We start from the raw sequence: 26,949 nt of genomic DNA, 5'->3' as shown, positions 1-26,949 counted from the left end.
CTCACACCTCCCCAACCTCGCGGCTCCCTCCGGTCGCCGCGTCCCTCGCGCGTGTTCCTCGCGGCCGCCGGTGGCGGCCGCTCGCAGGCACGCGCCACCGCACAATTAGTTATCGGCTATCTCAGTAGCCCAAGACGCCGATCGAACAGAAATCACCGAACGGACAGCCTCTTACCGGTCCACCGTCAGGAACGGACGGACATGCTGATCGCCGGAACCGTCGTGGCCGACTCCGAGACCGTCATCCCCGACGGCGCCGTCGTCGTCGAGGGGAACACGATCGCCGCGGTCGGCGACGAGCGCACGCTGCGGGACCGCTACCCCGACCACGAGCGCCGCGACTTCGACCTCGTCGCGCCCGGCCTCGTCGGCGGCCACGTTCACTCCGTCCAGTCGCTGGGCCGGGGGATCGCCGACGACGCCGCGCTCCTCGACTGGCTGTTCGACGCTGTGCTGCCTATGGAGGCCGCGATGGACGCCGAGGCCACCCGCGCGGCCGCCGAGCTCGGCTACTTGGAGTGTCTCGAATCGGGGACGACGACCGTCGTCGACCACCTCTCGGTGAACCACGCCGCGGAGGCGTTCGAGGCCGCGATCGAGACGGGGATCCGTGCGCGGCTCGGGAAGGTGCTGATGGACCGCGACTCGCCGGACGGTCTCTTGGAGGAGACCGACGCCGCGCTCGCGGAGAGCGAGGCGCTCATCCGGGAGTACCACGGGGCCGCCGGCGGCCGCGTCCGCTACGCGGTCACGCCGCGGTTCGCCGTCACCTGTACCGAGGCCTGCCTGCGCGGCTGCCGCGAGCTGGCCGACCGGTACGACGGCGTGACGATCCACACCCACGCCAGCGAGAACGAGGACGAGATCGAGACGGTCGAGGCCGACACCGGGCGGCGCAACCTCCTCTGGCTCGACGAGGTCGGCCTGACCGGGCCGGACGTGACGCTCGCCCACTGCGTCCACACCGACGAGCGCGAGCGCGAGGTCCTCGCCGAGACGGACACGGTGGTCACCCACTGCCCCTCCTCGAACATGAAACTCGCCTCGGGGATCGCCCCGGTCCAGGACTACCTCGACCGCGGGGTCACGGTCGCGCTCGGCAACGACGGCCCGCCGTGTAACAACACGCTCGACCCCTTCACAGAGATGCGGCAGGCGAGCCTCCTCGGCAAGGTCGACGCCCGCGACCCGACCCGCCTCCCGGCGTCGACCGTGCTGGAGATGGCGACCGAACACGGCGCTCGCGCCGCCGGCTTCGACCGACTCGGCGCGCTGCGCGAGGGACACCGCGCCGACGTGATCGGGATCACGACCGACCTGACCCGCGCGACGCCGCTCCACGACCCCCTCTCGCATCTGGTGTACGCGGCCCACGGCGACGACGTGGTCTTCACGATGGTCGACGGCGAGGTCCGCTACGCGGACGGCGAGCACGTCGGGGTCGACGCGGCGGCGGTCCGCGAGCGCGCGACGCGCCACGCCGAGCGCGTGGTCGACGCGGCCGGCATCGACACGGCAGAACCGTAGTCCGCCCCGCCGAGCGCGGGCCGCTCGCCGCGAACCGCCGCGGGACCCGCTAAAACCGACTTTATTGGCCTGAATCCGGCCGGAGTATCTCCGATTTATACCCGTCCGCGGCCCGTCCGTCGAATCACCATGACGGACCGATCGCGGACGACGGGCGGCGACGGATCGCAGCTGACAGACGACGGCCGGCCGGCCGACGGGGCCACCGGCGGCCTCGACCGACGGAAGTTCGTGGCCCTCGGAGCCGGTGCGACCGCGACGCTGCTCGCCGGCTGCGCCGGCGAGGGATCGCTCCCGTCGTCGGGGGGTTCGGGCGATTCGGACGGTTCCGACGGTTCCGACGGTTCCGACGGCGGCTCGGAGACCCTCACCGGCACCTTCCGCCTCCTCATCAGCGACGCCCCGGCCGACATCGGCGACTTCGACCGGCTGGACGTGACTCTCGACCGGGCCCGCGTGTTCGAGGCCGGTGACGGCGAGGGCGAGGAAGGTGACGAAGAGACGGAAGGCGAGGACGACGACGCGGGAGAGTCGGACGACGACACCGAAGGGAACGCCACCGAGACCGACGACGACACCGGTGAGAACGCCACCGAGACCGACGGTGACGACGAGTCCCCCAACGGCACGGCGGACGAGGAGGACGACGGGGAAGGGGACGAGAGCGCAGACGAAGACGAGGGAGACGCCGAAGCGGACGACGACGAGGGAGACGCCGAAGCGGACGACGACGAGGGAGACGCCGCGGACGGCGGGGAGGACCCCGGCTTCCGGGTCGTCGACCTCGACGGCGCGACGGTCGACCTCACGCAGGTGATCGACGAGGACGCGATCGCCGTCTTCGACGGCGAGCTCCCGGCCGGGAGCTACGAGAAGATCGAACTGGCGGTCTCCGCCGTCGAGGGGATCGTCGACGGGAGCGAGGTCGACGTGAAGCTCCCGAGCGAGAAGCTCCAGATCACGAACGGGTTCGAGGTCACCGCGGACGAGCCGGTCAGCTTCGTCTTCGACATCAACGTCGTCAAACGCGGGAAGAACAACGGCTACATCCTCCAGCCCGTGATCTCGGGCAGCGGGGTCGCCGGCCGCGACGTCGAAGTCAACGAGATCGACGACGAGAGCGAGGAGGCGGACGAAGCGGACGGGGACGGCGACGACGAGAGCGAGGAGTCGGACGACGAGAGCGAGGAGACGACCGACGGCTCCGGCGACGCTACCGGCGGTAACGAGACGGACGACGCGGAGAACGGCACCGAGACCGGAAGCTAACTACGAGGAGGGTTCGACCGACGACGCGGTCGAAGACGGGCACCTCGCCCATTGTATCGCGGCGTCGTCGTCGTTGAACGCCTCGGTGTCGACTCCCTCGACGTCGATGGTCCGCCGGAGGTACCGGCGCTTCGAGCGCTGCCCGACGACGGCGAACCGGTCGACGCCGCGGGCGACCGCTATCTGCGCCGACTCGCGGAGCGCCCGGCGGCCGGCGTCGGAACAGGGACGGCTCGTCCGCACGACGATCACGACGGCGTCGACCACGTCCGGGTCGGTGGCGTTCCGCCAGCGATCGAGGAGCGCCTCGCCGTCTGCGGGGCTCAGTCCAGTCCCGTGTGGGAACTCGACGACGAGGACGTCGTCCTCGACCCGCAGCAGCCAGCGCTCGCTCGGTTCCATGACGCGTCGTCTCGCGTACTGAGGCATAAATCACACCACCCGAATATCCCGTCTGATATTTCGTGATCGCAGGCGGGCGGCGACGCTCCGGTACCGTCACGGCCGAATTACTGAGTCCAGACCTTCGACTCCCGCCTCGTCGCGGTCCGTTATCAGGGGATAGAGTCGAACGGCGAGCGACGGGTCCCTCCGCGGGTGCGTCGCCGGCCGGGGACTCAGCGTTCTCGGCCCGATCCCGCGTCGAGCGCGTCGACGACGGCGGTCGCGAGCGCCTCGAACGACGCCTCCTCGGGGATGACATCGACGTCGACGCCGCGGTCCGCGGCCGTCTCCGCGGTCGGCGGACCGATGACGCCGACGACCGCGTCCGCGAGCCCGGCGCGCGCCGCCGCCTCCACGCCGCGGTCGGCGGCCGCCGCGAGGAAGTTGTCGACGGTCAGCGAGGAGGTGAACGCGGCCGCGTCGAGGTCCCCCGCGGCGGCCAGCTCCGCGGAGTCGCCCGCGCCGGCCGGCCGCGCGAGCCGGTACAGCACGGTCTCGGTCACGTCGGCACCCGCGTCGCGGAGCCCGTCGAGCAGCACGTCGCTGCCGTGATCGGAGCGGGCGACCGTCACGCGCTCGCCCGCGACCCGGGGGCGGAGCGCCGCGACGAGGCCCGCGGAAGTGTACTCCTCCGGGACGAGGTCGACCGTCCACCCCGCCTCGCGGGCGGCCGCGGCGGTCGCCGGGCCGATGGCCGCGAGGTCGGCGTCTCCGGGCTCCCATCCCGCCTCGGTCGCCAGTTCCACGCCGGTCTTGCTCGTGAACACGACGAGCGGCGCGGCGGCGGGGGCGGCCCCCGTCGGGTTGACCTCGAGCATCGGGTCGGCGACCGGCTCCGCGCCGAGCGACCGGAGCAGTTCGCCGGCCGACTCGATCCGCTCGTCGTCCGGGCGGAAGACGGCCACGCGCGGCCCGTCCGCCTCGTCGCTCACGTCCCGTCACCCCCGTCCGGGGCGTCGTCCGCCCCGGATCCGTCGCTCTCGCTCGCCGACCGGACCGGCGCGGAGCCGGCGTTTTCGAGGAGGGTCACGACCCGGTCTCGGGTCGCCGCCACGTCGCCGATCACGGTGATCGCCGGCGGTTCGATCCCCGCCTCGTCGCGGACGTCGACGATGGTGTCGAGCGTCCCGGTGGCGACGCGCATGTCCGACCACGTGGCGCGCTCGACGAGCGCGACCGGCGTGCCGCCGTCGAGGCCGGTGTCGCGGAGCTCGGCGGCGTACGCCGGCAGCTTCCCGACGCCCATCAGCACGACGATGGTCCCGCCGGTCGCCGCGAGCGCCTCCCAGTCGACCGCGGACTCGTCCTTCGTCGGGTCCTCGTGGCCCGTGACGAACGAGACCGACGAGGTGTGGTCGCGGTGGGTGACCGGGATCCCGGCGACCGCGGGCCCCGCGATGGCCGAGGTGACGCCGGGCACGACCTCGAAGGGGATCCCCGCCTCGGCGAGGTGTTCGGCCTCCTCGCCGCCGCGGCCGAAGACGAACGGGTCGCCGCCCTTCAGCCGGACGACGCGGTTCCCCTCGCGGGCCAGCTCCACCATGCGACGGTTGGTGTACTCCTGTGGCGTCCACTCGCCGCCGGCACGCTTGCCCACGTCCTCGCGCTTCGACTCGGGGATCTCGCCGAGGATCTCCGGGCCCGGGAGCTTGTCGTGGAGCACCACGTCGGCCGACTCGATCAGGCGCTTCGCCTTCACCGTGAGGAGGCCCGGGTCGCCCGGCCCCGAGCCGACGAGGAAGACGGTGCCGACGGCGTCGTCGCGGCTTCGCGTCGGCGGCTCGTCCGCGTCCGTCTCCGGGCCCGTCCCGACGCCGTCGTCACTCATCGGCCTCGGCCTCCTCGCGGGCCGCTTCGATCAGGTCGTCCGCGCCGCGATCCGCGAGGTCCGCGGCGAACTCCGCGGCGGCCGTCGCGTGCGACCGGATCGGGAGGTCGCGGGTGCCGGCCACCTCCTCGGTGCCGTCGGTCGAGAGCACCCGCGCCCGGACGTGGACGTGCTCGCCCTGAACCATCGCGGAGACGCCGATCGGCGCGACGCAGCCCCCGTTGAGCTCGCCGAGGACCGTCCGCTCGACGGTGACCGCCACGCGGGTCCGCGGGTGGTCGACCGCGTCGCGCACCGCCTCGACCACGTCGGGGTCGCTCGCCGTGACCGCGATGGCCCCCTGTCCCGCCGCGGGGACGAACTCCTCTCGCGGGAGCCGCGTCGTCTCCACCTCGTAGAAGAGGTTCGAGCGGCGGAGCCCCGCCTCCGCGAGGACGACCGCGTCGTACTCGGTCTCGACCTTGCGCTCCATCGCGTCGCGTTCGAGGTCGGACAGCGAGTCGAACCACTCCTCGACGGTCCGCTCGAAGTCGGCGTCGACCGCCTCGTCGCCTTCGTCGTCACCGTCCGCGTCGTCGTCCGCGCCGTCGTCGCCCGCGTCCTCGTCCTCCGCGTCTTCCACGCCCTCCGCCGTCAGCGCGCTCTCCTCGCCGGCGGCGATCAGCCGCCGCTCGTGTTCCGCCTGAAGGCCGGGCGCGAGCAGTTTCTCCAGCCGCGTGTCGACGTTGCCGCGGATCGGCTCGACGGTGAGGTCCGGTCGGGCCGCCCGGATCTGGGCTCCCCGGCGGAGCGACCCGGTTCCGACGACGGCACCCGCGGGGAGCTCCTCGACGCCGAGCCCGTCCGGGTGGACGACCACGTCGCCGGAGGGCGCGCGTTCGGGGATCCCGGCGACGACGAGGTCCGCCATCTCCTCGGTGGGGAGGTCCTTCAGCGAGTGGACTGCGAGGTCGGCGTCCCCGGCGAGAATCTCCTCGTCTAAGGCGCGCACGAACGCCCCCGTCTTCCCGAGGCGGTGGATCAGTTCGTCGGGGATCTGGTCGCCGCGCGTCTCCACCTGTCGGAGTTCGACGTCGCGGCGTCGGCTCGACAGCGCCTCGCGGACGGTCTCGGCCTGCCGGAGGGCCAGGTCCGACCCGCGGGTCGCGAGCCTGAGCGTTTCGGTCATACCCGGACCGAGGTCCCCCGCGTTCAAAAGCGCACCAGTTCGGCTCCCTCGGCGACCGCGGCGGCTCGCGCCGGATTCGCGGGGACGACGACCGCGTCGGGTTCCGAGGCAACTCCCGCCACCGTCACGGGCCCTTTATCACTCGCCGCCCTAGCCGGAGGCGAGATGGCACGCGCGAGCGCCGGGGCGCGGCTCCACTTCGGCTTCTGTAACCTCAGCCTCTCGCACGAGCGGCTGTACGGCGCGCTCGGCGTCGGGCTCGCCGGCCCCCGCGTCGTCGTCGACGCCGAGCGCGACGCCGAGGTGCGCGTGACGGTCGAGGAGGCGGCGGCGGGCCAGTCTGCGTCGACCGATCCGCCGCAGAGCGTGTGCGACGACGTCCGCGGATACGCGACGGCGGCCGTCGACCTCCTCGGGGTCGACGGCGCTCGGGTCGCGGTCCGCGAGTCGCTCCCGCGCCACGCCGGGCTCGGCAGCGGGACGCAGTTGGCGGCGGCGACGCTCGCGGCGGTCGCGGCCGCCCACGGGCAGCCGGCCCGGGTGCGCGAGCGCGCTCCGGCCCTCGGCCGCGGCGGGCGTTCCGGCGTCGGCGTCGCGACGTTCGAGGCGGGCGGATTCGTGCTCGACGCCGGTCACCCGACCGCGCGCTTCACCACGGACCGCCCCGCGGACGGCGAGTGGACCGTGCCGCCGGTGGCCGCGCGCCACGCCGTCCCGGACGACTGGCGGTTCCTGCTCGTCGCGCCCGAGGCGGCCGCCGGCCGGAACGGAGCGGCGGAGGACGACGCGATGCGGACCGCGGTCGAGCGCGCGGAGCCGGGGCTCGCCGACCGCATCGGAGGCATCGTCACCCGGCGCGTCCTCCCCGCGGTCGCGGCGGGAAACGCGGAGGCGTTCGGGGCCGCGGTCGCCGAGATCGGCCGGCTCAACGGCGCGTGGTACACCGACGAGCAGGGCGGAGTGTACCGGCCGCCGGTGGGGGAGGTCGTCGACTCCCTGTCGGGGGCCGCGTCGGTGTACGGTGCCGGGCAGTCCTCGTGGGGACCGACAGTCTACGGCGTCACCGACGCGGCGCACGCGGACGCGGCCCGCGACGCCGGCGAGCGCGCGCTCGACGCGGCCGGCGTCGGCGGCGAGGTGGCGGTCGTCCGGGCGGCCGACGAGGGCGCGCGAGTCGACGAGGGCGCGGGCGAGTGAGGGCGGCACGGACCGGGAGAGGTAACACTAAGCCCCGGGGCGACGGGGCGTAAGCCATGTCTAGTCTTCCGTTCGGGGTCGCGCGCCTCGATTCGATCCTCGGCGGCGGCGCGCCGCCCGGCAGCGTCGTGTTGCTCGCCGGCGAGGCGGGCGCGGGCGCTCGGGAGTTCTGTTACACCAGCGCGGCGATGAACGCGCTCGCGCGGGCCGACGAGGAGCTGTTCGACCTGTACTACGGCGACATCGACGCGGGGGCCGCGCTGCCCGAGTCGGTCCACTACATCTCCTTCACTGCCGACACCGAGGCGATCACCCGAGAGATGGGGTTCACCATGGCCGACGAGATCGTCGACGCCGCGGTCGACGAGATATCCTTCCGCGACCTCTCGCCGGAGTACTTCCAGCTGTCGCCGGTGCCGCGCGACTGGTACGAGACGGAGACGGCCTCGATCACCGAACTCGGCGACCGCGGCGAGTACGAGGACGTCCTCACCGCGTTCGGCGACTACCTCTCCGAGCACGGGCAAGGGAGCCTCGTCTGCATCGACTCGGTCACCGACCTCGTCTCCATGGGCTCCGACGACACCGACTGGAGCGACGTCGCCATGGTGATGAAGGGGCTGAAGAAGGCCGCCTACGAGTGGGGCGCCCTCGTCCTCGTGTTGGTGAACACGGACTCGATCAGCGACCGCGAGTTCGGCACGCTGATGGACGCCGCCGGCGGGACGCTCCAGTTCTCTTGGGAGAGCGGCGGCTCGCAGCGCGCCCGGACCATGTTCGTCCGCGAGTTCCGCGGCGTGCTCTCGCGGCTGGAGGCCGAGAACATCGTCCGCTTCGAGACCGAGATCCACGAGGGCGGGTTCGACATCAGCGACGTGCGCAAGATCCGGTAGCGGGCGCGGCCCGGTTCGGTCCGCCGTCCGTCCCCCGATCAGACGACTTCCGCCCAGTATCGATTCGGAGAACGCCGCGGCAGGTTACTTAAGCCTCGCCGCTCAACGACACGTAGATGACGGAGGACCCGCGATGAGTGACCTCGACCCGGCGGCCGCCCTCGACGACGCCGCCGCGGACGCCGGCGTGAGCCGCGAGGAGTTCCTCAAGCGCGCGCTCGTCGCGCTCGCGGAGTCCGAGGAGATCGACGTCCCCAACGCCGAGGAGCTGGCGGCGGTCGAGGCGCGCCTCGACGACCTCGACGCGGAGCTAGACGAGAAGGTCACCGACCTCCGCGAGCGGTTCGTCGACCTCTACCGGGAGGTGGAGTCGCTCGACGCCGCGGACGAAGACGCCGGCGACGCGACCGCCGAGGGCGACGCGGAGCGCGCGACCGCGGCGCGGCTCGACGACCTCGCCGCCGAACTGGAGGAGGCCGCGGCGCGGCTCGACCGCCTCGACGCCGCCGTCGCCGACGCGCCGTCGTCGGACCGGGTCGCCGACCTCGACGAGCGGGTGACGGCCCTCGACGCCCGTCTCGACGAGCTGGACGCCGTCAGCGACCGGTTGGCGGCCTTCGACGAGCGTCTCGACGGGGCCGACAGCCGAATCGACGACGTCGACGAGCGGGTCGAGACCGTTGACGACCGGGTCGCCGCGGTCGAGTCCGACCTCGGCGACATCTCGGCGGACGAGCTGACCGAGATCGACGACAAGCTCTCGCGGGTCGCCAACGCGGTCGTCAGGGTCAAGCGGCGGCTCGACGCGGCCGAGCGCGACCGCGCGGACCGCGAGCGACTCGACGCGCTGACGCGGACGGCCAACCGACACGGAGTGCGGACCGCCGACTGCGACCAGTGCGGCGGCGACGTCGAACTGGGGCTGCTGTCGGCCCCGGAGTGTCCCCACTGCGGGCGGCGGTTCGAGGACGTCGAGCCCAGCACGGGCTTCCTCGGCACGTCCAAACTCCTCGTCGGCGACCGGCCGGCAATCGACGGCGACGTCGCGGACGGCGACCGCGCCGACGGCACCCGATCGCCGGACCGGACCGCGAGCGACGGCGGGGCCAGCGGGGAGAAGCGATGAGCGACGACGACCGGCCGGACCGCGACGACGGCGGGGACGACCCCTTCGACGACGAATTCTCTGACTCCGATCCCTTCGACGACGGAGCCACCGACGGCGACCCCTTCGACGACGAAGCCACCGATAGCGACCCCTTCGACGACGAGACGAGCGACGCCGTCGAGGACCCGTTCGAGGCGCTCGGCGAGGGCGTCGGTGAGGACGCGAGGCCGGCGGAGGAGAACGGTTCCGGCGGTGACGCGGAGGCGTCGCCCGCGGACCCGGAACCGGCCGCGCCGGCCGACGACCCGTTCGCTGAGTTGGACGCCGACGCGGGCGGCGCGGCGACCGACGGGGACCCCTTCGAGTCGATGGGGACCGGCGAGGTCGGCGACGAGGACGTCTGGGAGGCGCTCGACGAGGGGACGGTAGTCGGCCCCGACGCGTCTGCGTTCGACGCCGAGGCCGGCGGCGACCTCGGCGACGCCGCGGGACGGTCGGCCGATCCGACGGCCGGCGGGGCGGCGACTCCCGACGAGCAGGTGGTCGACAAGCGGAGCTACTGTCAGCAGTGTCCGCACTTCTCGGAACCCCCCGAGACCGCGTGTTCCCACGAGGGGACCGCGATCGTCGAGTCGGTCGACTTCTCGCGGTTCCGCGTCCGCGACTGCCCGATGGTCGACGCGGAGGGCCCCGCGTTCGACCGGGAGTAACCGGAATCGACCGCGCGACCCCGTGCGAGTACCCCTTCGACGTTTCTGAACGCGTTCAAGTGCGAGCGGTCGGTACGACGCACGTCACGCGATGGGACCCGTCTCAGGCGAGCGCCGATCGGTCGAGTTCGGAGCCGGTGCGCTCACCGGCGCGATAGGGGATTCGATTACGGTCGTCCCGCTCGTCGTCGCGCTGGCGCTGCTGACGGAGGTATCGCTGCCGCACGCGCTCGTCGCGTTCGGCGCGTTCCAGATCGTCTGGGGGGTCCGGTACGGCCTCCCGGTGTCCGTCGAGCCGATGAAGGCGCTGGCCGCGCTCGCAATCGCCGGCGCGCTCACGTACGCCGAGCTCGCGCTCGCCGGGATGGTCCTCGGCGGCCTCCTCCTCGTTTTCGGGCTCACGGGAACGCTCGCGACCGTCGAGCGGTGGATCGGCGAACCCGTCATCCGCGGCGTCCAGTTCGCCGTGGGGCTCGTGCTCTTGGAGACGGGACTCGGCCTCGCGGTCGACGACCCCCTCGTCGCGCTCGCGGGGGTCGTCATCGCCGTCGCGCTCGCGGGCCGGGGGAAAGCGAGCGCGCTGGCCGTCGCGCTCGTCGGCGTCGCGACCGCGCTCGTCGTCGCCGGCGTTCCCGCGCCCCGGTTGCCCGGCGCGCCGCCGACGCTCTCGCTCGGCGCGGCCGTCACGCGCGCCACCTTCGACGGGGTGATCGCGCAGCTCGCGATGACCATCGGCAACGCCGCGCTCGCGACGTCGCTCCTCTTCTCGGACCTGCTGGACGCCGAGGTCACGCCCGACGAGCTGTCGACGAGCATGGGCGTGACGAACCTGATCGCGGTGCCGCTCGGCGGGGTCCCGATGTGTCACGGCTGCGACGGGGTGGCCGGCAAGTACGCCTTCGGCGCGCGGACCGGGGGCGCGAACGTCGTCCTCGGCGTCGGCTACCTCGCCGCAGCGCTCTTCGCCACGCCCGCGCTGATCGCGGCGTTCCCGCTGGCGATGCTCGGCGCGCTCCTCGCCGTCGTCGCCGTCTCGCTCGCGCGCAACGTCACCGACTCGGGGAACCGCGCGCTCTCGGTCGGGATCGGGCTCCTCGCGCTGGCGACGAACCTCGGCGTCGCGTTCCTCGCCGGGATCGCGGTCCACCTCGCGTGGGAGCGGATCGGCCGGTGAAGTCCCGGCGAGCGCGACTCGACCGGGGCCGCACCCATCGGACCTAAACCGCTCGACGCCCTGTAATCCACCGATATGCAGTTCTGTGACGACTGCGGCTCGATGATGGTCTCTCGCGACGGGGAGATGGTGTGTCAGAACGACGACTGCGGCGCGACCACGGAGCGCGACGAGGCGCTCGCCGCCGAGTTCGAGTCGACGACCGAACAGACCGGCGACGAGGTGATCGAGACGGAGGAGGGCGCGAACTTCGAGGGGAAGCCGACCGCGACCGACGTGGTCTGCGACGAGTGCGGCCACGGGGAGGCGTGGTACACGATCAAGCAGACGGGGGCCGCCGACGAGCCCCCGACCCGCTTCTTCAAGTGTAAGGAGTGCGGCCGCCGCTGGCGGGGGTACAACTGACCGCGATGCCGCGGGGAGGCCCACGGACTCGGTCCGTCCGCGCGCTCGCCGCGCTCTCGGTTGCCGTCCCGCTCGCGTTCCTCGTCGGCCGCGGGCTCGGGTTCTGGCGCGTGCGACTCGCCGTCGGGAGGCTCCTCGCGCTGCTGCCAGACGACGGCGCGCCCGACCACGTTCAGGTGCTGCCGCCGCCGCCGGACGAGTACGCTGGGACGCTGCCGACGACCCCCGCAGAGACCCGCGAGCGACTCCCCGAGGAGGGCTTCTCGGAGCTCGTTCGGGCGTACTTCCACGCCTACGACCGCGACGGGGAGACGGTCCACGAGGTCGGGAGCTTCGTCCACCGCCCCGAGGGGCTTACCGGCGACTGGCAGGTCCACGTGCGGCTGTTCCCCGCGCCGGACGGCGCCACCGAGGTGTGGGCCCACTGGGAGCCGAACCCGTACGTGGCCCCGCTGGCGCACCTCCGGATGGAGGGGTACGACCCCGCCCGCGGCCGGCGGATGGCGGCCGAACTGATCGACGACCTCCGGTGCGCGCGCGGCGACGACGCGGCGTGAGCGGGCGCGGTCCGGCCGTTCTCGTTCCTCGGTGTCTCGTTACAGACTACCATCCACCACAGTGTCGCTGTCCGTCGATTTGTTCGAGTTAGTCGGATTTAACCCCGTGAACTCGGCCGAAACGCGACCGAATTCCGCTGTAGCGTTTGGACCGTTCATACGGCTCGGCGCGGGAGGTGGAGCCACGATGAACACCGAACGCATCGCACTGGTCGCGGTGACGCTGGCGCTCGTCGTCGGCGGACTCGCGACGCTGTTCGCACCGACCGTCGCCTCCGGACCGGGGGGCGCTCCCGGGCAGGCGGCAGTCACCACCGCCGTCGCCGACGCCGGACTCGGGTCGCTGTTCAGCGTCGCGCTGTGGGGCGTGACGCTCCTCTTCGGCGCGACCGCGCTCGTCTGATTCGTGCTCACCGGCGTCGTGGGCGCGGGCTACGAGTCGCCGCCGAACGAGTACGGTCTCGACGAGATCCAGGTCCGCATCATGACCGTCGACGCCGCCGACGTCGTCCAGGACACCGTCGACTCCCTGCCGGAGAGGCTCGACGACGTCCACGTGATCGCGGAGTCTCCCATCGACGTGCGCGGGGCGACGGTCCACGTCGTTCCGGACGAGTTCGCGTGTAACGCGGTCCGGAAGGGCCGGGCGCAGGAGTGGGCGCGGCGGTCGCTCGACTGCGGGAAGGAGTTCGTCCTCTACCTCGACGAGGACAGCCTCGTCGAGTCGCTCGACGGGCTCCCCGACGCCGACATCGTCCAGCTCCGCGAGAAGCCCCGGCGCACGGGGTCGAACCTCAGCTACCTGGCCGACATGTACCGGATGGGGGTCCAGATCGAGCAGCGCGTCTTCGCGCGCCTCTCGATCCCGCTGTTCGCGTGGGGCGGCGGCATCGCGGTCCGCAGCGAGGTGGAAGACGAGACGACGTGGGACCGCGAGACGCTCGTCGAGGACACCGCCTTCGTCTGGGCGGCCTTCCGGGAGTCGGACGTGACGTTCGCGCTGTCGGACGCGGTCTGTCGGAACGAAGCGCCCCCGTCGCTGTACGAGATCCTCCAGCAGCGCCGGCGCTGGGCGGCCGGCAACGTTCAGGCGTCGACGATGCTCCCGTTCCGCTACGAGCTGTTGACCAGGGTGCGCAACTACGCGTGGGCGCTCTCGCCGATCGTCACCCTGATCGTCGTCCCGCTGTCGCTTCTGAGCGTGACGATCGCGTACAGCGGGCTGTTCTTCGCGGCGTCGATGGGGCTGGCGGTGTGTACGCTCGGCTGGTTCCTCCTCGGCGTCGGCTACTACGGCGACGACCATCACCGGTGGGCGCTGGCCGTCCCGCTCGCACCCGTGATCACCGTCATCCACTCGATGGGGACGGTCGCCGGCATCGTCAGCCCGCCCGAGACGTTCCGGGTGACGACGAAGGTCGGAAGCGAGTAGCCGGCGTCGACTCACCGGTGTTTCCTACTCGTCGCGGAGCCGCGGCCCGAGAAACGCCGCGACCGCCTCTCCGACGCTCCCGCTCCGACCGACGAAGAAGTGGTCGGACTCGAACGCGACCGTCTCGACGCCAAGTTCTTCCGCGCGTTCGACCACCGGCTCCCACTCCGCCGTCGAGTCCCGCGTCGCGTACAGCACGCGGACCGGCACGCCGCGTTCGACGAGCTCGTTGAGCGCGGCGACCGCGTCGACGTCGGGGTTCAGGCGGGCGGTCGGCGCGAGCGCGCAGACGCCGGCGAGGGCCGGTCGAGAGGCGGCCGCGACGAGCGCGACCGTCCCGCCGAACGAGAAGCCGAACAGTCCGACGCGGTCGTAGCGGTCGAGCGCCCAGCCGACCGCCGCGTCCGCGTCCGTGGTCTCGCCGTACCCCTCGTCCCAGTCGCCGTAGTCGAACCGGAGGCAGTCGATCCCGCGTTCGGTCAGGGCGTCGCTCGCGGCCAGCAGGCGCTCGTCACCGCGGTGGCCGCGCTGCTGCGGGTGCGGCGGACAGGCGACGACGACCGCGTCGCTCCGAGCGCCGTCGCTCGCGGCGGTGTCGAGGGTGGCGCGCACGTCGCGGCCGCCGGGGATCAGAACGGTGTCGGTCACGGGAGGGAGAGTCGGCGGTCGTCGCCGGTCCCGCTCAGGGGACCTGCGTCACGCGGTCGACGTTGTCGAGGGCTTCGAGGTCGCTCGCGAGCGCCTCTTGATCGACGGTCGCCTCGTAGTAGAACACGATGTCGAACGTACCGCCGCGGAGCAGCTGCTGGCACTCCCAGACGAAGGCCTCGTCGTCGAGCGTCAGCCCCTGGAACTGGTTCGACGAGAAGTCCGTGTCGTCGTTGCCCGCCTCGATGTACGTCTCGCCCTTGCCCGCGTGGTCGGCGATGACCTCGTTGACGGCGACCGTCAGCTCGTGCATCTCCAGGTCCTGCTCGCCCTCGAGGTCCGTGTGGACGATACAGCCCAGCAGCTCGATGTCGCCGGGCTCTAAGAGGGCCTTCGTGCGGGCGTACAGGTCCGAATCGACGGTCTCGCTCATACGTTGCCTTCCGGCTCCCGTAATAAACGGGTGACGGTTCCCGCGGCGGACGGTGCGGGGAGACGACGCCGTCTCAGCGCCGGAGCGAGACGACGACGCCGTCTTCGCCGGCGTCGGCCTCGACCAGTCCGTCGTCGGCGAGGTCGTCGACGAGCCCCCGGAGCCACTCGCGGCCGTGTTCGCCGTCCGGCGCGTAGTCGACGCGGATCCGGTGGCCGAGGGCGTCGAGTTCCATCCCGTCGCGGTCGCCGAGAAGCCGGACGATCCGCCCGCGGAACTGCCGCCGACTCCCTTCGAAGCTCGGCTGCTCGGGCACGTCGGGCGCGGTGAAGTCGCCCGTCTGGTAGGCGTGACACCACTCGCGCCACGGGCAGCCACGCTCGTCGCAGCGGGGCTTCTTCCCGCAGGCGACGCCGCCGAGTTCCATGATCGCGTTGTTCCACACCCGCGACTCGCCCGCCGGCATGAGCCGCGAGGCGACCCGCTCGAACGCGTCGTCGTCGTCCGGCACGTCGAACGCGCGGTACAGCACGCGCTTCACGTTGGTGTCGACGACGGCGTCACCGTTGTCGAACGCGAACGACGCCAACGCGTTGGCGGTGTACGGGCCAACGCCCATCAGTTCGCTCAGCTCGTCCGGATCCTCGGGGAACGCGCCGTCGTACTCGGACTCGACCTGTCCGGCCGCCTCGTGGAGGTACTTCGCGCGGTTGTTGTACCCGAGCGAGTGATCCGACCAGAAGGCGACCACGTCGGCGCGGTCGGCGCCGGCGAGGGCCGCCGCCGTCGGCCACTCGTCGAGGAAGTCCTCCCAGGCGGACACGACGCGGTCGAGCTGGGTCTGCTGGCTCATCACCTCGCTGACGAGGATCTCGTAGGGGTCCTCGGTGCGCCGCCACGGGAACTCGCGGTGGTCGGCCGCGTACCAGTCGACGAGCGCGTCGCGGACCGCGTCGCGGTCGGCCGGGAGTTCCGGCGCGCCCTCGGGGCGGTCGCCCTCGTCGCCCGCGGTCGCACCGTCCGAGTCGGTCATATCCATGGTCCGGTCGGCGGCGGTTTATCGGTGCTGGTCCCCGTCGGCGGGGGGCGGGGCCATCGTTCGCGGGTCGCGGTCGGGACCGGGGTACTCCCCGCCGACCGCGTCCGGGTACAGCTTCGCCGGGTCGAACACGGTCGCGAACGCCCGCGGTTCCCGAACGCTCACGGGGAGGCGGTCGCGCAGCCCGGCGGCCGCCCGCGGCCCGGTCAGCGACGGGTCGAGGCTCACCACCTGCATCGCGCCGCCGCGGTAGGCGGACGCCAGCGCGGGGTGATCACCGGCTGGCTGGGCGACCGGTTCGCGCCACTCCTCGACGGCCGCGCGCCAGTCCGCCGCCAAGTCGGCGTCCGAGAGCGACCCGATCACCGCCTCGGCGTCGTCGAGGAGCGGGTCGCTGGCGACGAGCGTCGTCCACGCGTGCGACCGGAGCGCGTCGAGGGCCTCGCGGGCGTCGCCGCCGAGGAAGAGGTCGGCCGCGAGCGCGTCGGCGTCGACGACGACGCGGGCCGGACTGGGGTCGAGCGGGTCGGCGACGGCGCTCTCGTCATCGGAAGCCTCGTCACTCGCGGAGTCGACTTCGCCGCCGTGGTCGCCGCCCGCTCCCGGCGCCGAGCGCACGTCGTCGAGCGCGCGTCGCACGTCCGTCTCGTCGGGGTCGCCGCCGAGCGCGGCCGCGCGCTCGAACAGGTCGGCGAATGCCATACCCGCCGGTCGGTGCCCCGTCCGTATCGTCCTTGCGGCCGGGGCGGAGGCCGGACGTTATTGTCCGCCACGCCGAAGGCCGCGGCGTGAGCGACCGACCCCACGACAGCCCGACCGTCGCGGTCCCGCAGATCCCCGTCGACGACCTCGACGTCGACGCGAACCTCGATCGGATCCGACGCCGGGCGGCCGACTTGCCGGCGGCAGTCGACTTGGCGGTCTTCCCCGAGTACGCGCTCACCGGATTCGCGGCCGACGAGCGCCTCCGGGAGGCCGCACTTCCCAGAGACGCGGCGCGCGCACGGCTCGAATCCGTCGCCGAGGCCGCCGACGCGCCCGTGATCGCGGGGTACGCCGAACGGGACGGCGGGACCGTGTACAACGCCACCGCGTACGTCTCGCCGCCGGGGCGGTCCCCGAGCGACGGTTCGAGCGCGGACGCGACCGACGGCGTCGGAGAGTCCTCCGTCTACCGCAAGCGACACCTGTGGGACGAGGAGGCGGACTGGGTCGAGCCCGGCGGCGACCGCGCGGTCGTCGAGACGCCCGCCGGGTCGACCGGACTGCTGACCTGCTACGACCTCAACTTCGTCGCGGAGAGCGCGTGGTTCGCGGAGCGCGCGGTCGACGCCCTCGTCGTCGTCGGCGCGTGGCCCGCCGATCACGTCGCGAACTGGCGACTCCTCCTCCGGGCGCGGGCGCTCGACGGCGTCAGGTGGACCGTCGGTGCCGGCCGCACCGGGACCGCGGGCGGCGAGCGCCCGGCGGACGCGGCGACGTACGCCGGCAACTCCCTCGTCGCGCGTCCGGACGGGGGTGTGGCCGCCGAACTCGGCCGGGATCCGGCGACGCTGACGGCGACGCTCGACCGCGATACCCTCGCCGCACAGCGGGCGCTCGTCGCCGCTGTCGACGAGACGTAGAAAATAATTTTTCGAATACTGAAAGAGTAGTTTTCTCAGTAGCAACTATTAAGTAGGTTGCGCGCGTATGTATAGTTGAAATGAGTACACAGAAGCAGGCCCGTCAACGGTACGGCGACGTTCACGAGAGCGAAGCGCTCCGCGTCCCCGAGGAGAAGGCCGAACAGCTCGTCGACGCGCTCAACAGCGACCTCGCGGCGACGTACGTCCTCTACCATCAGGTCAAGAAGCACCACTGGCTCGTCGAGGGGGCCGAGTTCCTCGGCATCCACGAGTTCCTCGGCGAGGTCGCGGAGGACCTCGAAGAGGGGGCCGACATCCTCGCGGAGCGCGCGCAGGCGCTCGGCGGCGTGCCGCTCTCGGGCGGCGCGAACTACGAGGAACACGCGCCGGTGACCCCCGAGGACGCCGACGCCTACGACATCCGGACGTCGCTGGAACACGACCTCGAGATGTTCGGCGACATCACCGAGCAGCTCCGCGAGCACATCCAGCTCGCCAACAACCTCGGCGACTACAACACCGAAGAGCAGCTCCGCGGCATCCTCGAAGACGTCGAGGAACACGGCCACCACATCGAGCACTACCTCGAAGACGACACGCTCGTCACGAGCGAGACGCTCGAGTAGACGGCCCGCGGCGGACTGCTTCCGGCACGACCCGACGTTCGATTCTCCGTTTTTTCAGCACCGAGCGGCCGCACCGCCGATCGCGTCGCCGACCACACCGCCAGCCGCGTTCTCGGTCAGTCGAGGTCCGGAGCCCGCTCGCCCGCAGGGACGACGATCTCCAGCCAGTTCTCCTCCGGCGGCAGCGGACAGGAGAACGTCTCGCTGTACGCGCAGAAGGGGCTGTACGCGAGGTTGAAGTCGACCGTGACGGCGTCGCCGTCGTCGAGGTCGCGCTCGGGGGCCAGCTCCATGTACCGGCCCTGGTAGTACGTCTGCTGGCCGGTCGTCTTGTCGCGGAAGGGGACGAAGATGGCGCCGTCGTCGCCTTCCTGCCGGTAGCCGGCGAGCGTGTGTTCCGCCCCGTCGATCTCGAACGCGAACGTGACGACCCGGAGGTACCGGACCGGGTTGCTCGCGGTCGTCTCCATCTCGACCGGGTCCGGGTCGTCGTGGACGGTGACGGTCGCCTCGACGCGGTAGTCCGGGTCCGGCGGGAAGTAGTCCAGCCCGTCGAAGTCGTCGCGGTGTTCCGGCGGAATCGGGGACTGCGGGTGGTCGTCGAAGAACTCGTCTTTCTCCCGGCGATTTGCGCGGAGCCGCTCGGCGTAGTCCTCGCTCATGGGCGGTTCGACGGGCGCCCGCGGTTTCAGGCCCGCGGTTCCGGTGTCGGCGCCGGCAGCCTCCCCGACCGCGGCGGCCGCGACGCCGTCACAGCGCTTGGAGGTCCGCGAGACAGTCGTCGAGGTCGCGGTTCGACGTGGCCAGCGACACGCCGTCGACGCGGGCGAGGTCGGCGGCGTGGTCCCAGAGGTCGCCGTCCTCGATCCCGTGGAGCACGACCGCGTTCGGCGTCGGGCTCACGACCCGCAGCGCGACGAGCGGGGACTCGCCGCGCGTCACCCGGGTGAACACGAGCGCGCGGTTCGTCGACTGGCCGTACAGCCGGTAGAACTCCTCGCTGGAGAGCCGCGTGATCGCCTGGATCGAGTCGATGACGGTGTGGCCGTTCACGTGGTCGTGGTCGCCGCGGACGACCTCGGTCGCGCCCATCGCCTCGTAGAACTCCGACAGGGGGACCGCCGTGGAGTACTCGCGGAGGTCGTGGACGATGTCGCTCTCGAACCCGGCCGAGAGCACCCGGGCGTGCTGGCGGAGGCGGCCGCCCCCCCGACGCTCGTCGATGTCGAGCAGCCCCTCCACGGTCCGGCGGACGACGCCGATCCCCGGGCTCTCGCGGCGGCCGCTCTCGTAGTCGGAGACGACCGACGAGGAGACGCCGAGCTGGTCGGCCAGCTCCGTCTGCGAGACGTCGAAGTCGGTCCGCCACTTCCGGAGCGTCGCCCCCGGGTCGTCGCTCAGCGTTATCTCGCCCGCGATCCGGCGGGAGAGCTCCTCGCGTGCGTCGCTCATGCGGTGAACGGACGGCCGAGCGCCGCAAAAGGGTACCGTTCGTCGCGCGTCGAACCCGCCCTCACTCCAGGTACAGCGAGTAGACGATGACCCCGAACCCGACCGCCGTGAGGAGCCCGTCGATGGCGATGCCGACCGCGAGGTCCGCGCCGATGATCTGGTGGGAGACCCCGCCCAGAAGCGCGCCGACGGTGACGATGCCGAAGCCGACGCCGAGCTCGCGAAGCGACCGGTCGCCCGTCCGGTCGTACGCGCGGAGCGCGTAGTAGGTGATGCTGCCACCGAGTACCAGGATGGCGGTCTTTGCGGCGATGATAGTCAGGTCGATGTAGGGGTTCATGTTTCCTCTCGTAGCTCAGACCACAGGTCGGCCAGTCGCTCGTCTCGGGTCCGCTCCGGCCGAGAGAACTCAACGTCGAACTCGCGACCGTCCCCGTCGCCCTCCGCGCCCTCGTCGACGGAGACGGTGACGGCGTCGAACGACACCGAGTACCGCGTCGTGTGCTGTCCGTCCCGGCGGATGTCGGTCGACTCCGCCAGCAGGGAGGCGTCGGTGAGCTTCTCCAGCTTCCGGTAGGTCGTCGACAGAGGGATGTCGCACTCCTCGGAGAGCTCGCTCGCGGTCTTCGGCTCGGTGAGCGCCGCGACGATCCGACGGGCCGCGTCGTCGGCCAGCGCGTCGAGCACCTCGTCGACCGACGGGGGCTCCGGGTCTCGCGACGGGTCCCGCACCATAGGAGAGGGTTCGGCCCGCGGAACTTAAAGTATCGAACTTCGGTCCAGCGCCGACGCGGCGGCCGACCGCCGGACGCCGGACGGATCCCCGCTCCGAGCCGCGCGAGTCCCCCCGTTTTTGTACGGCCGCGTCGTACCGCGGACCGATGGACACGTGGAAGCGGCGAGTCGTGTACTACGCGGTGTTCCTCGGCGTCATGCTCACGTTCACCGCCGTCGCGTACCGGTGGGGGATGCGCGTCTACGAGAACGACCCGCGCACCCTGATCGAGTCGTTCCGGTTCGCCGTCGAGATGTTCTCGACGACCGGGTTCGGCGGCGACTCGCCGTGGCAGAGTCAGGAGATGAACGCGTTCATCGCCGTGATGGACCTCGTGGGCATGGCGCTGCTCATCGGCGCGCTCCCCGTCGTCGCGACGCCGCTGCTCGAGTCCGCGTTCTCGACGACGGTCCCCCGGTCGCTGGAGTCGGACCTGACCGGACACGTCGTGGTCGCCTCCGACACCACGCGCTCCGACGCGCTCTTGGACGAGTTCGAGTCGGAGGCCGTCCCCTACGTCGTCGTCGAGCCCGACCCCGACCGGGCGCTGGCGCTGTACGAGGCGGGTCACGTGGTGGTCCGGGCCGACCCGGAGACGACGGCCGGACTCGAGAGCGCCCGCCTCAGCGACGCTCGCGCCCTCGTCACCGACGTCTCCGACCGGGTCGACGCGAGCATCGTCCTCGCCGCGAAGGAGCTCTCGACCGACGTCCGCGCGATAAGCGTCGTCGAGGACCCGGCCCGCGAGCGCTACCACCGCCTCGCCGGCGCGGACGAGGTGCTCTCCCCGCGGTCGCTGCTCGGCGAGAGCCTCGCCTCCAAGGTGACGACGGCGGTGCGGACCGACCTCGACGAGGCGGTCGCCATCGGCGACTCGCTGCGGATCGCCGAGGTGTCGATCCACCACGGGAGCGGCCTCGCCGGATCGACGCTCGCCGGGAGCCGGATCGGCGAACGGACGGGCGTCGACGTGATCGGCGCGTGGTTCAACGGGTCGTTCGAGGCGGCCCCGCCGCCGGACGCGACGCTGTCGGCCGGGACCGTCCTCCTCGTCTCGGGGACCGAGGGACAGGTGGAGCGGCTCGTCGACCTGACCAATTCGGCGGCCCGCCGGTTCGGCGCGGGCGAGACGGTCGTCGTCGGCCACGGACAGGTCGGGAAGACCGTCACGAACGCCCTCGAAGAAGCCGACCTCGCGGTCACCGTCGTCGACCGCGACGACGGGGAGGCGATCGACGTGGTCGGGGACGCGACCGAGCCGGAGACGCTGCGGGCCGCCGGCGTCGCGGACGCGCGGACCGTCGTCCTCGCGCTCCCCGACGACACGACGGCCGAGTTCGCGACGCTCGTGGTCCGGGACCTCGCGCCGAACGTGGAGATACTCGCGCGCGTCGCGGACCCCGAGAGCGTGCCGAAGATGCACCGGGCCGGGGCCGACTACGTGCTCTCCCTCTCGACGGTGACCGGCCGGATGTCGGCGTCGGCCGTGCTCCCCGACCGGGAGGTACTCTCGCTCGACACGCACGTCGAGGTCGTCAGGACCGAGGCCCCGGCGCTGGTCGGGCGCACGGTCGGCGAGGCGGCCGTCCGCGAGCGCACCGGCTGTACCGTCATCGCGATCGAGCGCGGCGACGACCTCGTCACCGACGTGGGCCAGGAGACGCGGGTCGAGCGCGGCGACGAACTCGTCGTCGCGGGCACCGACGAGGGCGTCCGCGCGTTCGAGCGCGCGTTCGCCTGACCCCGCTCGCACCGGCGAACCCGCCGGGACGAGTCGAACGCTTCAAGTATTCGCTGGCTGTTCGTACCCGTATGAAAGACCAGGGACGCTCCACGCGCAAGCGGACCGGCGGCCGACTCAAGCACGCCTCGAACAAGAAGCGCCACCAGCTCGGCCGCGAGCCCGCCGAGACGACGGTCGGCGAGACCCGACTCCAGTACATCGACTCCCGCGGGACGGAGAAGAAGGTCCGTGCCCTCTCGACGGACGTCGCGCAGGTCGCCACCGACGGCGAGGTCAGCGAGGCGGAGATCGAGAACGTCGTCGACAACCCCGCGAACGTCAACTACGCCCGCCGGAACATCATCACGAAGGGCGCCGTCATCGAGACGTCCGCCGGCCGCGCCCGCGTCACCTCCCGACCCGGCCAGACCGGCCAGGTCAACGCGGTCCTGCTCGACTGAGGTCGCGGTCGTTCTGAAGGTATTTCCGCTCGCACACCCACTAGCCACGCGTGTATCTCGGCGTCGACGAGGCCGGCAAGGGACCCGCGCTCGGACCGATGGTCGCGGCGGCGGTGGTCGCCGACCAGGCGAGCCTGCCGACCGACGTGGACGACTCGAAGCGGATCGCACCGGACCGCCGCGAGGAGATGGCCGCGGCCTTCCGCAGTGACCCGGACGTCGCCGTCGGCGTCGCCCGCGTCGAGCCCGACGAGATCGACCGCCCGGACACCGACATGAACACCCTCACCGTCCGTGGACAGGCGCGGGCGGTCCGGCGCGCGCTCGCCGCCCTCCCCGCCGAGACCGACGGACCGATCCGCGTCGTCGCCGACGCGGGCGACACCAGCGAGGCGCGGTTCGCGCGGCGGCTCCGCGAGTTCGTCGCGGACGGCGGCGATGAAGCGGAACCCCGAGCCGACGGCGCACTCCCCGCGGTCGACGTGACGGCCGCGCACGGGGCGGACGAGGACGATCCGGTCGTCGGCGCGGCCAGCGTCGTCGCGAAGGTGGTCCGCGACGCCGCGATGACAGACCTCGACGCCGCCCGTCCGGAGTACGACCTCGGGAGCGGCTACCCGAGCGACCCGACGACCCGCGCGTTCCTCGCCGCGTACGTCGGGGACCACGGGACGCTACCCGACTGCGCGCGCGCCTCGTGGAGCACCTGCGAGGACGCGCTGGCGGCCGCCGAGCAGTCGGCGTTGGATGAGTTCTGACGGGAAACATCGGGGCCGTCAGGCGGGGAGGTTCCTCAGAACAGCCCGGCCACGAGCCCGCCGACCGCCCCGACGATGGTCTCCCACACCGAGAAGCCGGTCGCGATCGCTAACACGGTGTCCGCGCCGAAGAAGGCGAACAGCAGCGCGGAGGCGAAGTGCGCGAGCCGCATGTCGACCCGCCCGGCGAACGTGTGGAAGAAGTAGGCGTTCGCGAGGCTCACCGGGATGATCGCGAGCATCTCGCCGGCCCAGATGGCCGAGGTCGCGCCGTACTGGACCGCCAGCCCGATGGTGACGAGCTGCGTCTTGTCGCCGAACTCGCCGGTCGCGGTGAGCAGGAAGATGGGGAAGAAGCCGCCGAGCGACCCCGAGTACTCGTCGAGCCGCCCGGGGAGCGAGAGGTCGTCGAACGCCGCCAGCCCGCCGTCGGTGCGCTCCGACTCCGGGGTCGTCCCTCGCGACGGCGCGGACCGGTACAGCAGGACCGCGAAGACGAAGAACAGCACCGCGGTGATCGCGTCCAACACAACCGGCGGCAGCGCCGACTGGAGGGCCTGCCCGAACGCGATCTCCACGGCGGTCCAGCCGGCGAACGCCGACCCGGCGGCCGCGACGACGACCTTTGGATCGTACCGCGTGGAGAGCCCGGCGATCATCAGCTGTACCTTCTCGCCCGGCAGCACCGCGAGCTGCGTCACGAACGCGATCGCGACGATCTCGACGTAGCCGGTCATGCGTCGCCCGCCTCCTGACCGCCGGCGGCGGTCGACTCCGCGGCGCGGGTGAACTCGACGCCCTCGTACTCCTCGCGGGAGGGCAGTCCGTCGGTGAGCGTCTCGACCATGTTCGCCACCGTTCCGGGGGTCCTGCCGAGCGCCTCCGCGATCTGGGAGCTCGCGACGGGCGTCCCGCCCCGCGATTCGATCCGATAGATCGCCTTGAGATAATCTTCGACGGCGTCGGTCGGCATGTTCGTTTTTGACCGGTCTAAATTAACAGTTTGTCGGGTGCGTTTTCCGTTCTCGTCGAAGCCGCAACGCTAGTCGAGTCACTTCACTGATGACAACTGAGGTCGCCGAACGCGAGAGAAAATCGATCGAACGTCACATACGGTCGAGAATCGCGGTCTGCGACCCGCCCCCCGAGTTACCTGACCGTCAGCAGGCGACGCAGGATGTCGCCGTACGCGGGACGGGTGATCAGCACGCCGATCAGCACGCCGAGGACGGTGAAGATGGCGAACCCGGAGAGGTCGCCGAGCGACAGCACCATCAGCGGCGACATCGCGATGATGGTCGTGGCCGCGGCCGCGCCGATGACCCAGAACGCCTGTCGGAACCGGGAGTCGAACACCGTCCGGGAGTTCACGTCGCCCTCGCTCATCACCTGGTCGGCGATGATGACGAGGTCGTCGACGCCGGTCCCGACCACCGCGATGAACCCGGCGATGACCGCGAGTTCGAGCGGGTAGCCGAGCAGCGCCGCGAACCCGAGCAGGGCGTACACCTCCGCCAGCGCCGTGACGATCATCGGGAGCGCGACGCGGGGCTCGCGGTAGCGGAGGAACACCATGCCCGCGACCGCGAACACCGAGAGCACGCCGATGACGAGCGAGTACGTCCGGAAGTTCTCCCCCTGCGAAGCGGAGATGGACGAGGAGGTCCCCTCGCCGCTGATGTCGAGGTCGGCCGGGAGCGCGCCGGCGCGGAGGTTCAGCGAGATGGTCTGGGCCTCGGTGAACTCGCCGGTGGTGAGCCGGAAGTTCCCGGTGTCCGCCCACGACCCGGCCGCCATGCTGTCGGCGAGGCCGGGGTCCATCCCGAAGGAGTTGACGACCTCGCCGTCGACGACGAGCAGGAGACACGGGTTCCGGTCCCCGTTCACCGCCTCGATCGCACCGGTCTCCGGGTTGTACCCGCACCGGTCCGCCTGCGTCTGGTACGCGTCGGCGAACCCGCGCTGGGCCACGGCGTCTTGGAACGCGTGCGCCGGCGACTGCGATCCGTCCGCGGCGGTGTTGCGCACGGTGACGGGGACGTACGCGCCCGTCCCGCGGTCGCTCTGGGCCGCGGTCCCGATCTCCTCGAAGTCGTCTTGGATCAGCGCCCCGTCCTGAACGGCGGTCCCGTTCCCGTCGGGATACGCGACATCGATCCGCACGGTCCCGCGCTCCTCGAGGAGATCGATCACCTCCTGTCGGCCCTGCCCCGGCACTTCGACGAGGATGAAGTACTCCCCGGTGATCGACTGGATCTGCTGGACGCTCCCGCCCGAGAGACCCGCTTCGTTGATCTTCCCCTGGATGACGCTCATCGTCTCGTCGCGCGTCTGCTGGGTAACGCCCGAGCGAACGTCGGCGTACTCGTACCCCGCCGCGTCCATCGCCGCGCGGAACTGCGACTCGGTCACCGACAGCTCCGTGACCTCCACCGCGCGCTCCTCGGGGACGACGCCGACGTCCCGCGTCGACGCGTTGTCCAGTTCGGCGGCGACCGCCTCCGCGACCGCGCCCGGCGTGTCGCCGTCGAGCGCGACGTCGGTCGCGGTGTACCCCGAGAGGGGCGCGCGGACCCGCGTCCCGCCGGCCAGATCGAGGCCGTACTGGAGGTTCGTGATCCCCTGTTGGGCCTCGCTCGCGCTCTCGCCGGGGGCGGGCTCCGGACCGAACCCGGGGCCGAACAGCGCCACCGACGAGCCGATCACGACCACGACGAGCAGCAGGATCCGCCAGTTCTCTTTGATCGGTTCGAGCATCAGCGGGCCACCCCCTCGAACTTGTACCAGCGAAGCAGCGAGACGTTCATCAGGTACGTGTTCATGAGGTCGGCGCAGAGCCCGACCGCGAGGATGATCCCGATGTCACGGAGGAGTCCGATCCCGAACACCGAGGCGACGACCGCCATCACGATCATCGCCGCGATGGACGTGAGCGTCATCGTCACCCCGGTCCGCATCGCGCGGCTGACCGACTCGTAGAACTCCCCGGTCCGCCGCAGCACCGAGTCGTTCAGCAGGATATCCGAGTCGACGCTGTACCCGATGATCATCAGCAGCGCCGCGATCGTCCCCAGCGTCATCTGGATGCCGAGGAGGTTCATCGCCGCGACCGGGATGACGAGGTCGGAGAACGCGGAGGCGACGACCGCCAACGAGGGTACGAACGTGCGGAACAGCGCGAACACGAGCACGCTCATCCCGAGGAACGCGAGCGCCACGCCGAAGAGCGCGGTTCGCGCGGTGTCGCTCGCGAAGCTCGGCGACACCTGGTCGACCGCGGTCGTCGTCAGTCCCGCGGCGTCCGCTTGGTCTTGGAGGTCGTTCGCGAGTCCCTCCGGGTCGTCTTGAGCCGCCTGGAAGGTGACGACCACGACGTCGTCGCCGGGGATCGTGCGGACCGAGTCGGGCTCTCGGTCGAAGGCGGTCTGGATCTGTTGTTGGACGTCGCCGTTCGTGTCGTCCGCGACTCGCAGTTCGACGCCGCCCGTGAACTCCAGCCCTAGGTTCGCCGGCGCACCGGTGGCGACGACCCACCCGCCGATGATCGCCAGCGCGAGGACCAGGAACGCGAGCGGCACCGCCGCGAGCTGCCGGTTCGAGTAGTCGGTATAGTTGACCTCCGGCACCTCGATCGCTACCATAAATACCGCTTCCTCTGCGGGCGCGAATAAGCCTTCTTATCTACCGGGCCGAC

Annotated in this window: 30 protein-coding genes and 1 pseudogene; 15 read left to right on the top strand and 16 right to left on the bottom strand. The window is 71.7% G+C overall.

Features of this window, described 5'->3' with window-relative positions:
• Window positions 1–201: 201 nt before the first annotated feature.
• Together C464_RS05880 and C464_RS05875 are read left to right on the top strand one after the other, a co-directional pair.
• Entirely contained in the window at window positions 202–1,527 is a 1,326-nt protein-coding gene (locus C464_RS05880; RefSeq protein WP_006112712.1) for a 5'-deoxyadenosine deaminase, read from the top strand.
• A gap of 129 nt (window positions 1,528–1,656) precedes the next feature.
• Window positions 1,657–2,796 (top strand): DUF4382 domain-containing protein, encoded by a 1,140-nt coding sequence (locus C464_RS05875; RefSeq protein ID WP_006112711.1) that lies wholly within the window; start codon window positions 1,657–1,659, stop codon window positions 2,794–2,796.
• Here the strand turns inward: C464_RS05875 and C464_RS05870 are convergent, their stop codons facing one another.
• The 4 genes from C464_RS05870 to hemC form a co-directional block, all read right to left on the bottom strand.
• Window positions 2,797–3,198: a hypothetical protein gene (locus C464_RS05870; protein ID WP_006112710.1), complete on the bottom strand. Its 402-nt coding sequence runs from the start codon at window positions 3,196–3,198 to the stop codon at window positions 2,797–2,799.
• A 215-nt stretch (window positions 3,199–3,413) separates the two neighbouring features.
• Window positions 3,414–4,172: a uroporphyrinogen-III synthase gene (locus tag C464_RS05865; RefSeq protein ID WP_006112709.1), complete on the bottom strand. Its 759-nt coding sequence runs from the start codon at window positions 4,170–4,172 to the stop codon at window positions 3,414–3,416.
• Window positions 4,169–5,068 carry a uroporphyrinogen-III C-methyltransferase gene (gene cobA / locus C464_RS05860; RefSeq protein WP_006112708.1) on the bottom strand — a complete coding sequence of 300 codons (900 nt, stop codon included), beginning with the start codon at window positions 5,066–5,068 and terminating at the stop codon, window positions 4,169–4,171. The genes C464_RS05865 and cobA overlap by 4 nt, the downstream gene beginning before the upstream one ends.
• Window positions 5,061–6,236 (bottom strand): hydroxymethylbilane synthase, encoded by a 1,176-nt coding sequence (hemC, locus tag C464_RS05855; RefSeq protein WP_006112707.1) that lies wholly within the window; start codon window positions 6,234–6,236, stop codon window positions 5,061–5,063. The genes cobA and hemC overlap by 8 nt, the downstream gene beginning before the upstream one ends.
• A gap of 165 nt (window positions 6,237–6,401) precedes the next feature.
• On the opposite strand from hemC, the gene C464_RS05850 reads away from it, so the two are divergent.
• The 8 genes and pseudogenes from C464_RS05850 to C464_RS05815 all read left to right on the top strand — a co-directional run bounded on the left by C464_RS05850 (window position 6,402) and on the right by C464_RS05815 (window position 13,712).
• Window positions 6,402–7,433 carry a beta-ribofuranosylaminobenzene 5'-phosphate synthase family protein gene (locus C464_RS05850; protein ID WP_006112706.1) on the top strand — a complete coding sequence of 344 codons (1,032 nt, stop codon included), beginning with the start codon at window positions 6,402–6,404 and terminating at the stop codon, window positions 7,431–7,433.
• A 56-nt stretch (window positions 7,434–7,489) separates the two neighbouring features.
• Entirely contained in the window at window positions 7,490–8,326 is an 837-nt protein-coding gene (locus C464_RS05845; RefSeq protein WP_006112705.1) for an RAD55 family ATPase, read from the top strand.
• 133 nt (window positions 8,327–8,459) lie between these two features.
• Window positions 8,460–9,452: a hypothetical protein gene (locus C464_RS05840; protein WP_006112704.1), complete on the top strand. Its 993-nt coding sequence runs from the start codon at window positions 8,460–8,462 to the stop codon at window positions 9,450–9,452.
• Complete coding sequence (locus C464_RS05835; protein ID WP_006112703.1) at window positions 9,449–10,144, top strand: hypothetical protein; 696 nt, start codon at window positions 9,449–9,451, stop codon at window positions 10,142–10,144. The genes C464_RS05840 and C464_RS05835 overlap by 4 nt, the downstream gene beginning before the upstream one ends.
• 91 nt (window positions 10,145–10,235) lie before the next feature.
• On the top strand, window positions 10,236–11,318 hold the full coding sequence (locus C464_RS05830) for a putative sulfate/molybdate transporter (RefSeq protein ID WP_006112702.1): 1,083 nt from the start codon (window positions 10,236–10,238) through the stop codon (window positions 11,316–11,318).
• 75 nt (window positions 11,319–11,393) lie between these two features.
• Window positions 11,394–11,723, top strand: a complete 330-nt coding sequence (locus C464_RS05825) for a transcription factor S (RefSeq protein WP_006112701.1) — start codon at window positions 11,394–11,396, stop codon at window positions 11,721–11,723.
• A gap of 5 nt (window positions 11,724–11,728) precedes the next feature.
• Window positions 11,729–12,280, top strand: a complete 552-nt coding sequence (locus C464_RS05820; RefSeq protein ID WP_006112700.1) for a ferredoxin reductase domain-containing protein — start codon at window positions 11,729–11,731, stop codon at window positions 12,278–12,280.
• A gap of 187 nt (window positions 12,281–12,467) precedes the next feature.
• Window positions 12,468–13,712, top strand: a pseudogene (locus C464_RS05815) (glycosyltransferase family 2 protein).
• A 24-nt stretch (window positions 13,713–13,736) separates the two neighbouring features.
• Here C464_RS05815 and C464_RS05810 read toward each other — a convergent pair.
• The 4 genes from C464_RS05810 to C464_RS05795 form a co-directional block, all read right to left on the bottom strand.
• Window positions 13,737–14,360, bottom strand: coding sequence for an alpha/beta hydrolase (locus tag C464_RS05810; protein WP_006112697.1), 624 nt, complete (start codon window positions 14,358–14,360; stop codon window positions 13,737–13,739).
• A 34-nt stretch (window positions 14,361–14,394) separates the two neighbouring features.
• Window positions 14,395–14,793 (bottom strand): DUF5778 family protein, encoded by a 399-nt coding sequence (locus C464_RS05805; protein WP_006112696.1) that lies wholly within the window; start codon window positions 14,791–14,793, stop codon window positions 14,395–14,397.
• Window positions 14,794–14,866: 73 nt separating this feature from the next.
• A complete protein-coding gene (locus tag C464_RS05800; protein ID WP_006112695.1) occupies window positions 14,867–15,826 on the bottom strand; it encodes an HhH-GPD family protein in 960 nt (319 codons plus the stop codon).
• Between the two features lie 24 nt (window positions 15,827–15,850).
• The gene (locus C464_RS05795) at window positions 15,851–16,534 is read right to left on the bottom strand and encodes a DUF7384 family protein (RefSeq protein WP_006112694.1); all 684 of its coding nucleotides are present in this window, start codon (window positions 16,532–16,534) and stop codon (window positions 15,851–15,853) included.
• A gap of 86 nt (window positions 16,535–16,620) precedes the next feature.
• On the opposite strand from C464_RS05795, the gene C464_RS05790 reads away from it, so the two are divergent.
• Window positions 16,621–17,457: a carbon-nitrogen hydrolase family protein gene (locus tag C464_RS05790; RefSeq protein WP_006112693.1), complete on the top strand. Its 837-nt coding sequence runs from the start codon at window positions 16,621–16,623 to the stop codon at window positions 17,455–17,457.
• A gap of 80 nt (window positions 17,458–17,537) precedes the next feature.
• Entirely contained in the window at window positions 17,538–18,086 is a 549-nt protein-coding gene (dpsA, locus tag C464_RS05785; RefSeq protein ID WP_006112692.1) for a DNA starvation/stationary phase protection protein DpsA, read from the top strand.
• A 116-nt stretch (window positions 18,087–18,202) separates the two neighbouring features.
• Here the strand turns inward: dpsA and C464_RS05780 are convergent, their stop codons facing one another.
• The 4 genes from C464_RS05780 to C464_RS05765 form a co-directional block, all read right to left on the bottom strand.
• Window positions 18,203–18,748, bottom strand: a complete 546-nt coding sequence (locus C464_RS05780) for a DUF1684 domain-containing protein (protein ID WP_006112691.1) — start codon at window positions 18,746–18,748, stop codon at window positions 18,203–18,205.
• 88 nt (window positions 18,749–18,836) lie between these two features.
• Window positions 18,837–19,538, bottom strand: a complete 702-nt coding sequence (locus tag C464_RS05775; protein ID WP_006112690.1) for a helix-turn-helix domain-containing protein — start codon at window positions 19,536–19,538, stop codon at window positions 18,837–18,839.
• A 61-nt stretch (window positions 19,539–19,599) separates the two neighbouring features.
• Window positions 19,600–19,878 carry a DUF7521 family protein gene (locus tag C464_RS05770; protein ID WP_006112689.1) on the bottom strand — a complete coding sequence of 93 codons (279 nt, stop codon included), beginning with the start codon at window positions 19,876–19,878 and terminating at the stop codon, window positions 19,600–19,602.
• On the bottom strand, window positions 19,875–20,273 hold the full coding sequence (locus tag C464_RS05765) for an ArsR/SmtB family transcription factor (protein ID WP_006112688.1): 399 nt from the start codon (window positions 20,271–20,273) through the stop codon (window positions 19,875–19,877). Before C464_RS05765 ends, C464_RS05770 begins: the two co-directional genes overlap by 4 nt.
• A gap of 146 nt (window positions 20,274–20,419) precedes the next feature.
• Here C464_RS05765 and C464_RS05760 point away from each other — a divergent pair, with 146 nt between their 5' ends.
• The 3 genes from C464_RS05760 (at window position 20,420) to rnhB (ending at window position 23,255) form a co-directional block, all read left to right on the top strand.
• On the top strand, window positions 20,420–22,054 hold the full coding sequence (locus C464_RS05760; RefSeq protein ID WP_006112687.1) for a potassium channel family protein: 1,635 nt from the start codon (window positions 20,420–20,422) through the stop codon (window positions 22,052–22,054).
• A gap of 71 nt (window positions 22,055–22,125) precedes the next feature.
• On the top strand, window positions 22,126–22,497 hold the full coding sequence (locus tag C464_RS05755) for a 30S ribosomal protein S8e (RefSeq protein WP_006112686.1): 372 nt from the start codon (window positions 22,126–22,128) through the stop codon (window positions 22,495–22,497).
• Between the two features lie 50 nt (window positions 22,498–22,547).
• Window positions 22,548–23,255 (top strand): ribonuclease HII, encoded by a 708-nt coding sequence (rnhB, locus tag C464_RS05750; RefSeq protein WP_006112685.1) that lies wholly within the window; start codon window positions 22,548–22,550, stop codon window positions 23,253–23,255.
• A gap of 35 nt (window positions 23,256–23,290) precedes the next feature.
• Here rnhB and C464_RS05745 read toward each other — a convergent pair whose 3' ends face one another.
• The 4 genes from C464_RS05745 to secF all read right to left on the bottom strand — a co-directional run bounded on the left by C464_RS05745 (window position 23,291) and on the right by secF (window position 26,896).
• The gene (locus C464_RS05745; protein WP_006112684.1) at window positions 23,291–23,992 is read right to left on the bottom strand and encodes a TMEM165/GDT1 family protein; all 702 of its coding nucleotides are present in this window, start codon (window positions 23,990–23,992) and stop codon (window positions 23,291–23,293) included.
• A complete protein-coding gene (locus tag C464_RS05740) occupies window positions 23,989–24,228 on the bottom strand; it encodes a metal-dependent transcriptional regulator (protein WP_006112683.1) in 240 nt (79 codons plus the stop codon). Before C464_RS05740 ends, C464_RS05745 begins: the two co-directional genes overlap by 4 nt.
• Window positions 24,229–24,404: 176 nt before the next feature.
• Entirely contained in the window at window positions 24,405–26,012 is a 1,608-nt protein-coding gene (locus C464_RS05735; RefSeq protein WP_006112682.1) for a preprotein translocase subunit SecD, read from the bottom strand.
• On the bottom strand, window positions 26,012–26,896 hold the full coding sequence (gene secF, locus C464_RS05730) for a protein translocase subunit SecF (RefSeq protein ID WP_006112681.1): 885 nt from the start codon (window positions 26,894–26,896) through the stop codon (window positions 26,012–26,014). Before secF ends, C464_RS05735 begins: the two co-directional genes overlap by 1 nt.
• Window positions 26,897–26,949 lie beyond the last annotated feature (53 nt).

Origin of the sequence: Halorubrum coriense DSM 10284, assembly GCF_000337035.1 — an archaeon.
In the GTDB taxonomy this organism is placed as follows: domain Archaea; phylum Halobacteriota; class Halobacteria; order Halobacteriales; family Haloferacaceae; genus Halorubrum; species Halorubrum coriense.
Note: the sequence above shows the minus strand (reverse complement) of the source record. Positions and strands in the feature narration are given on the sequence as shown.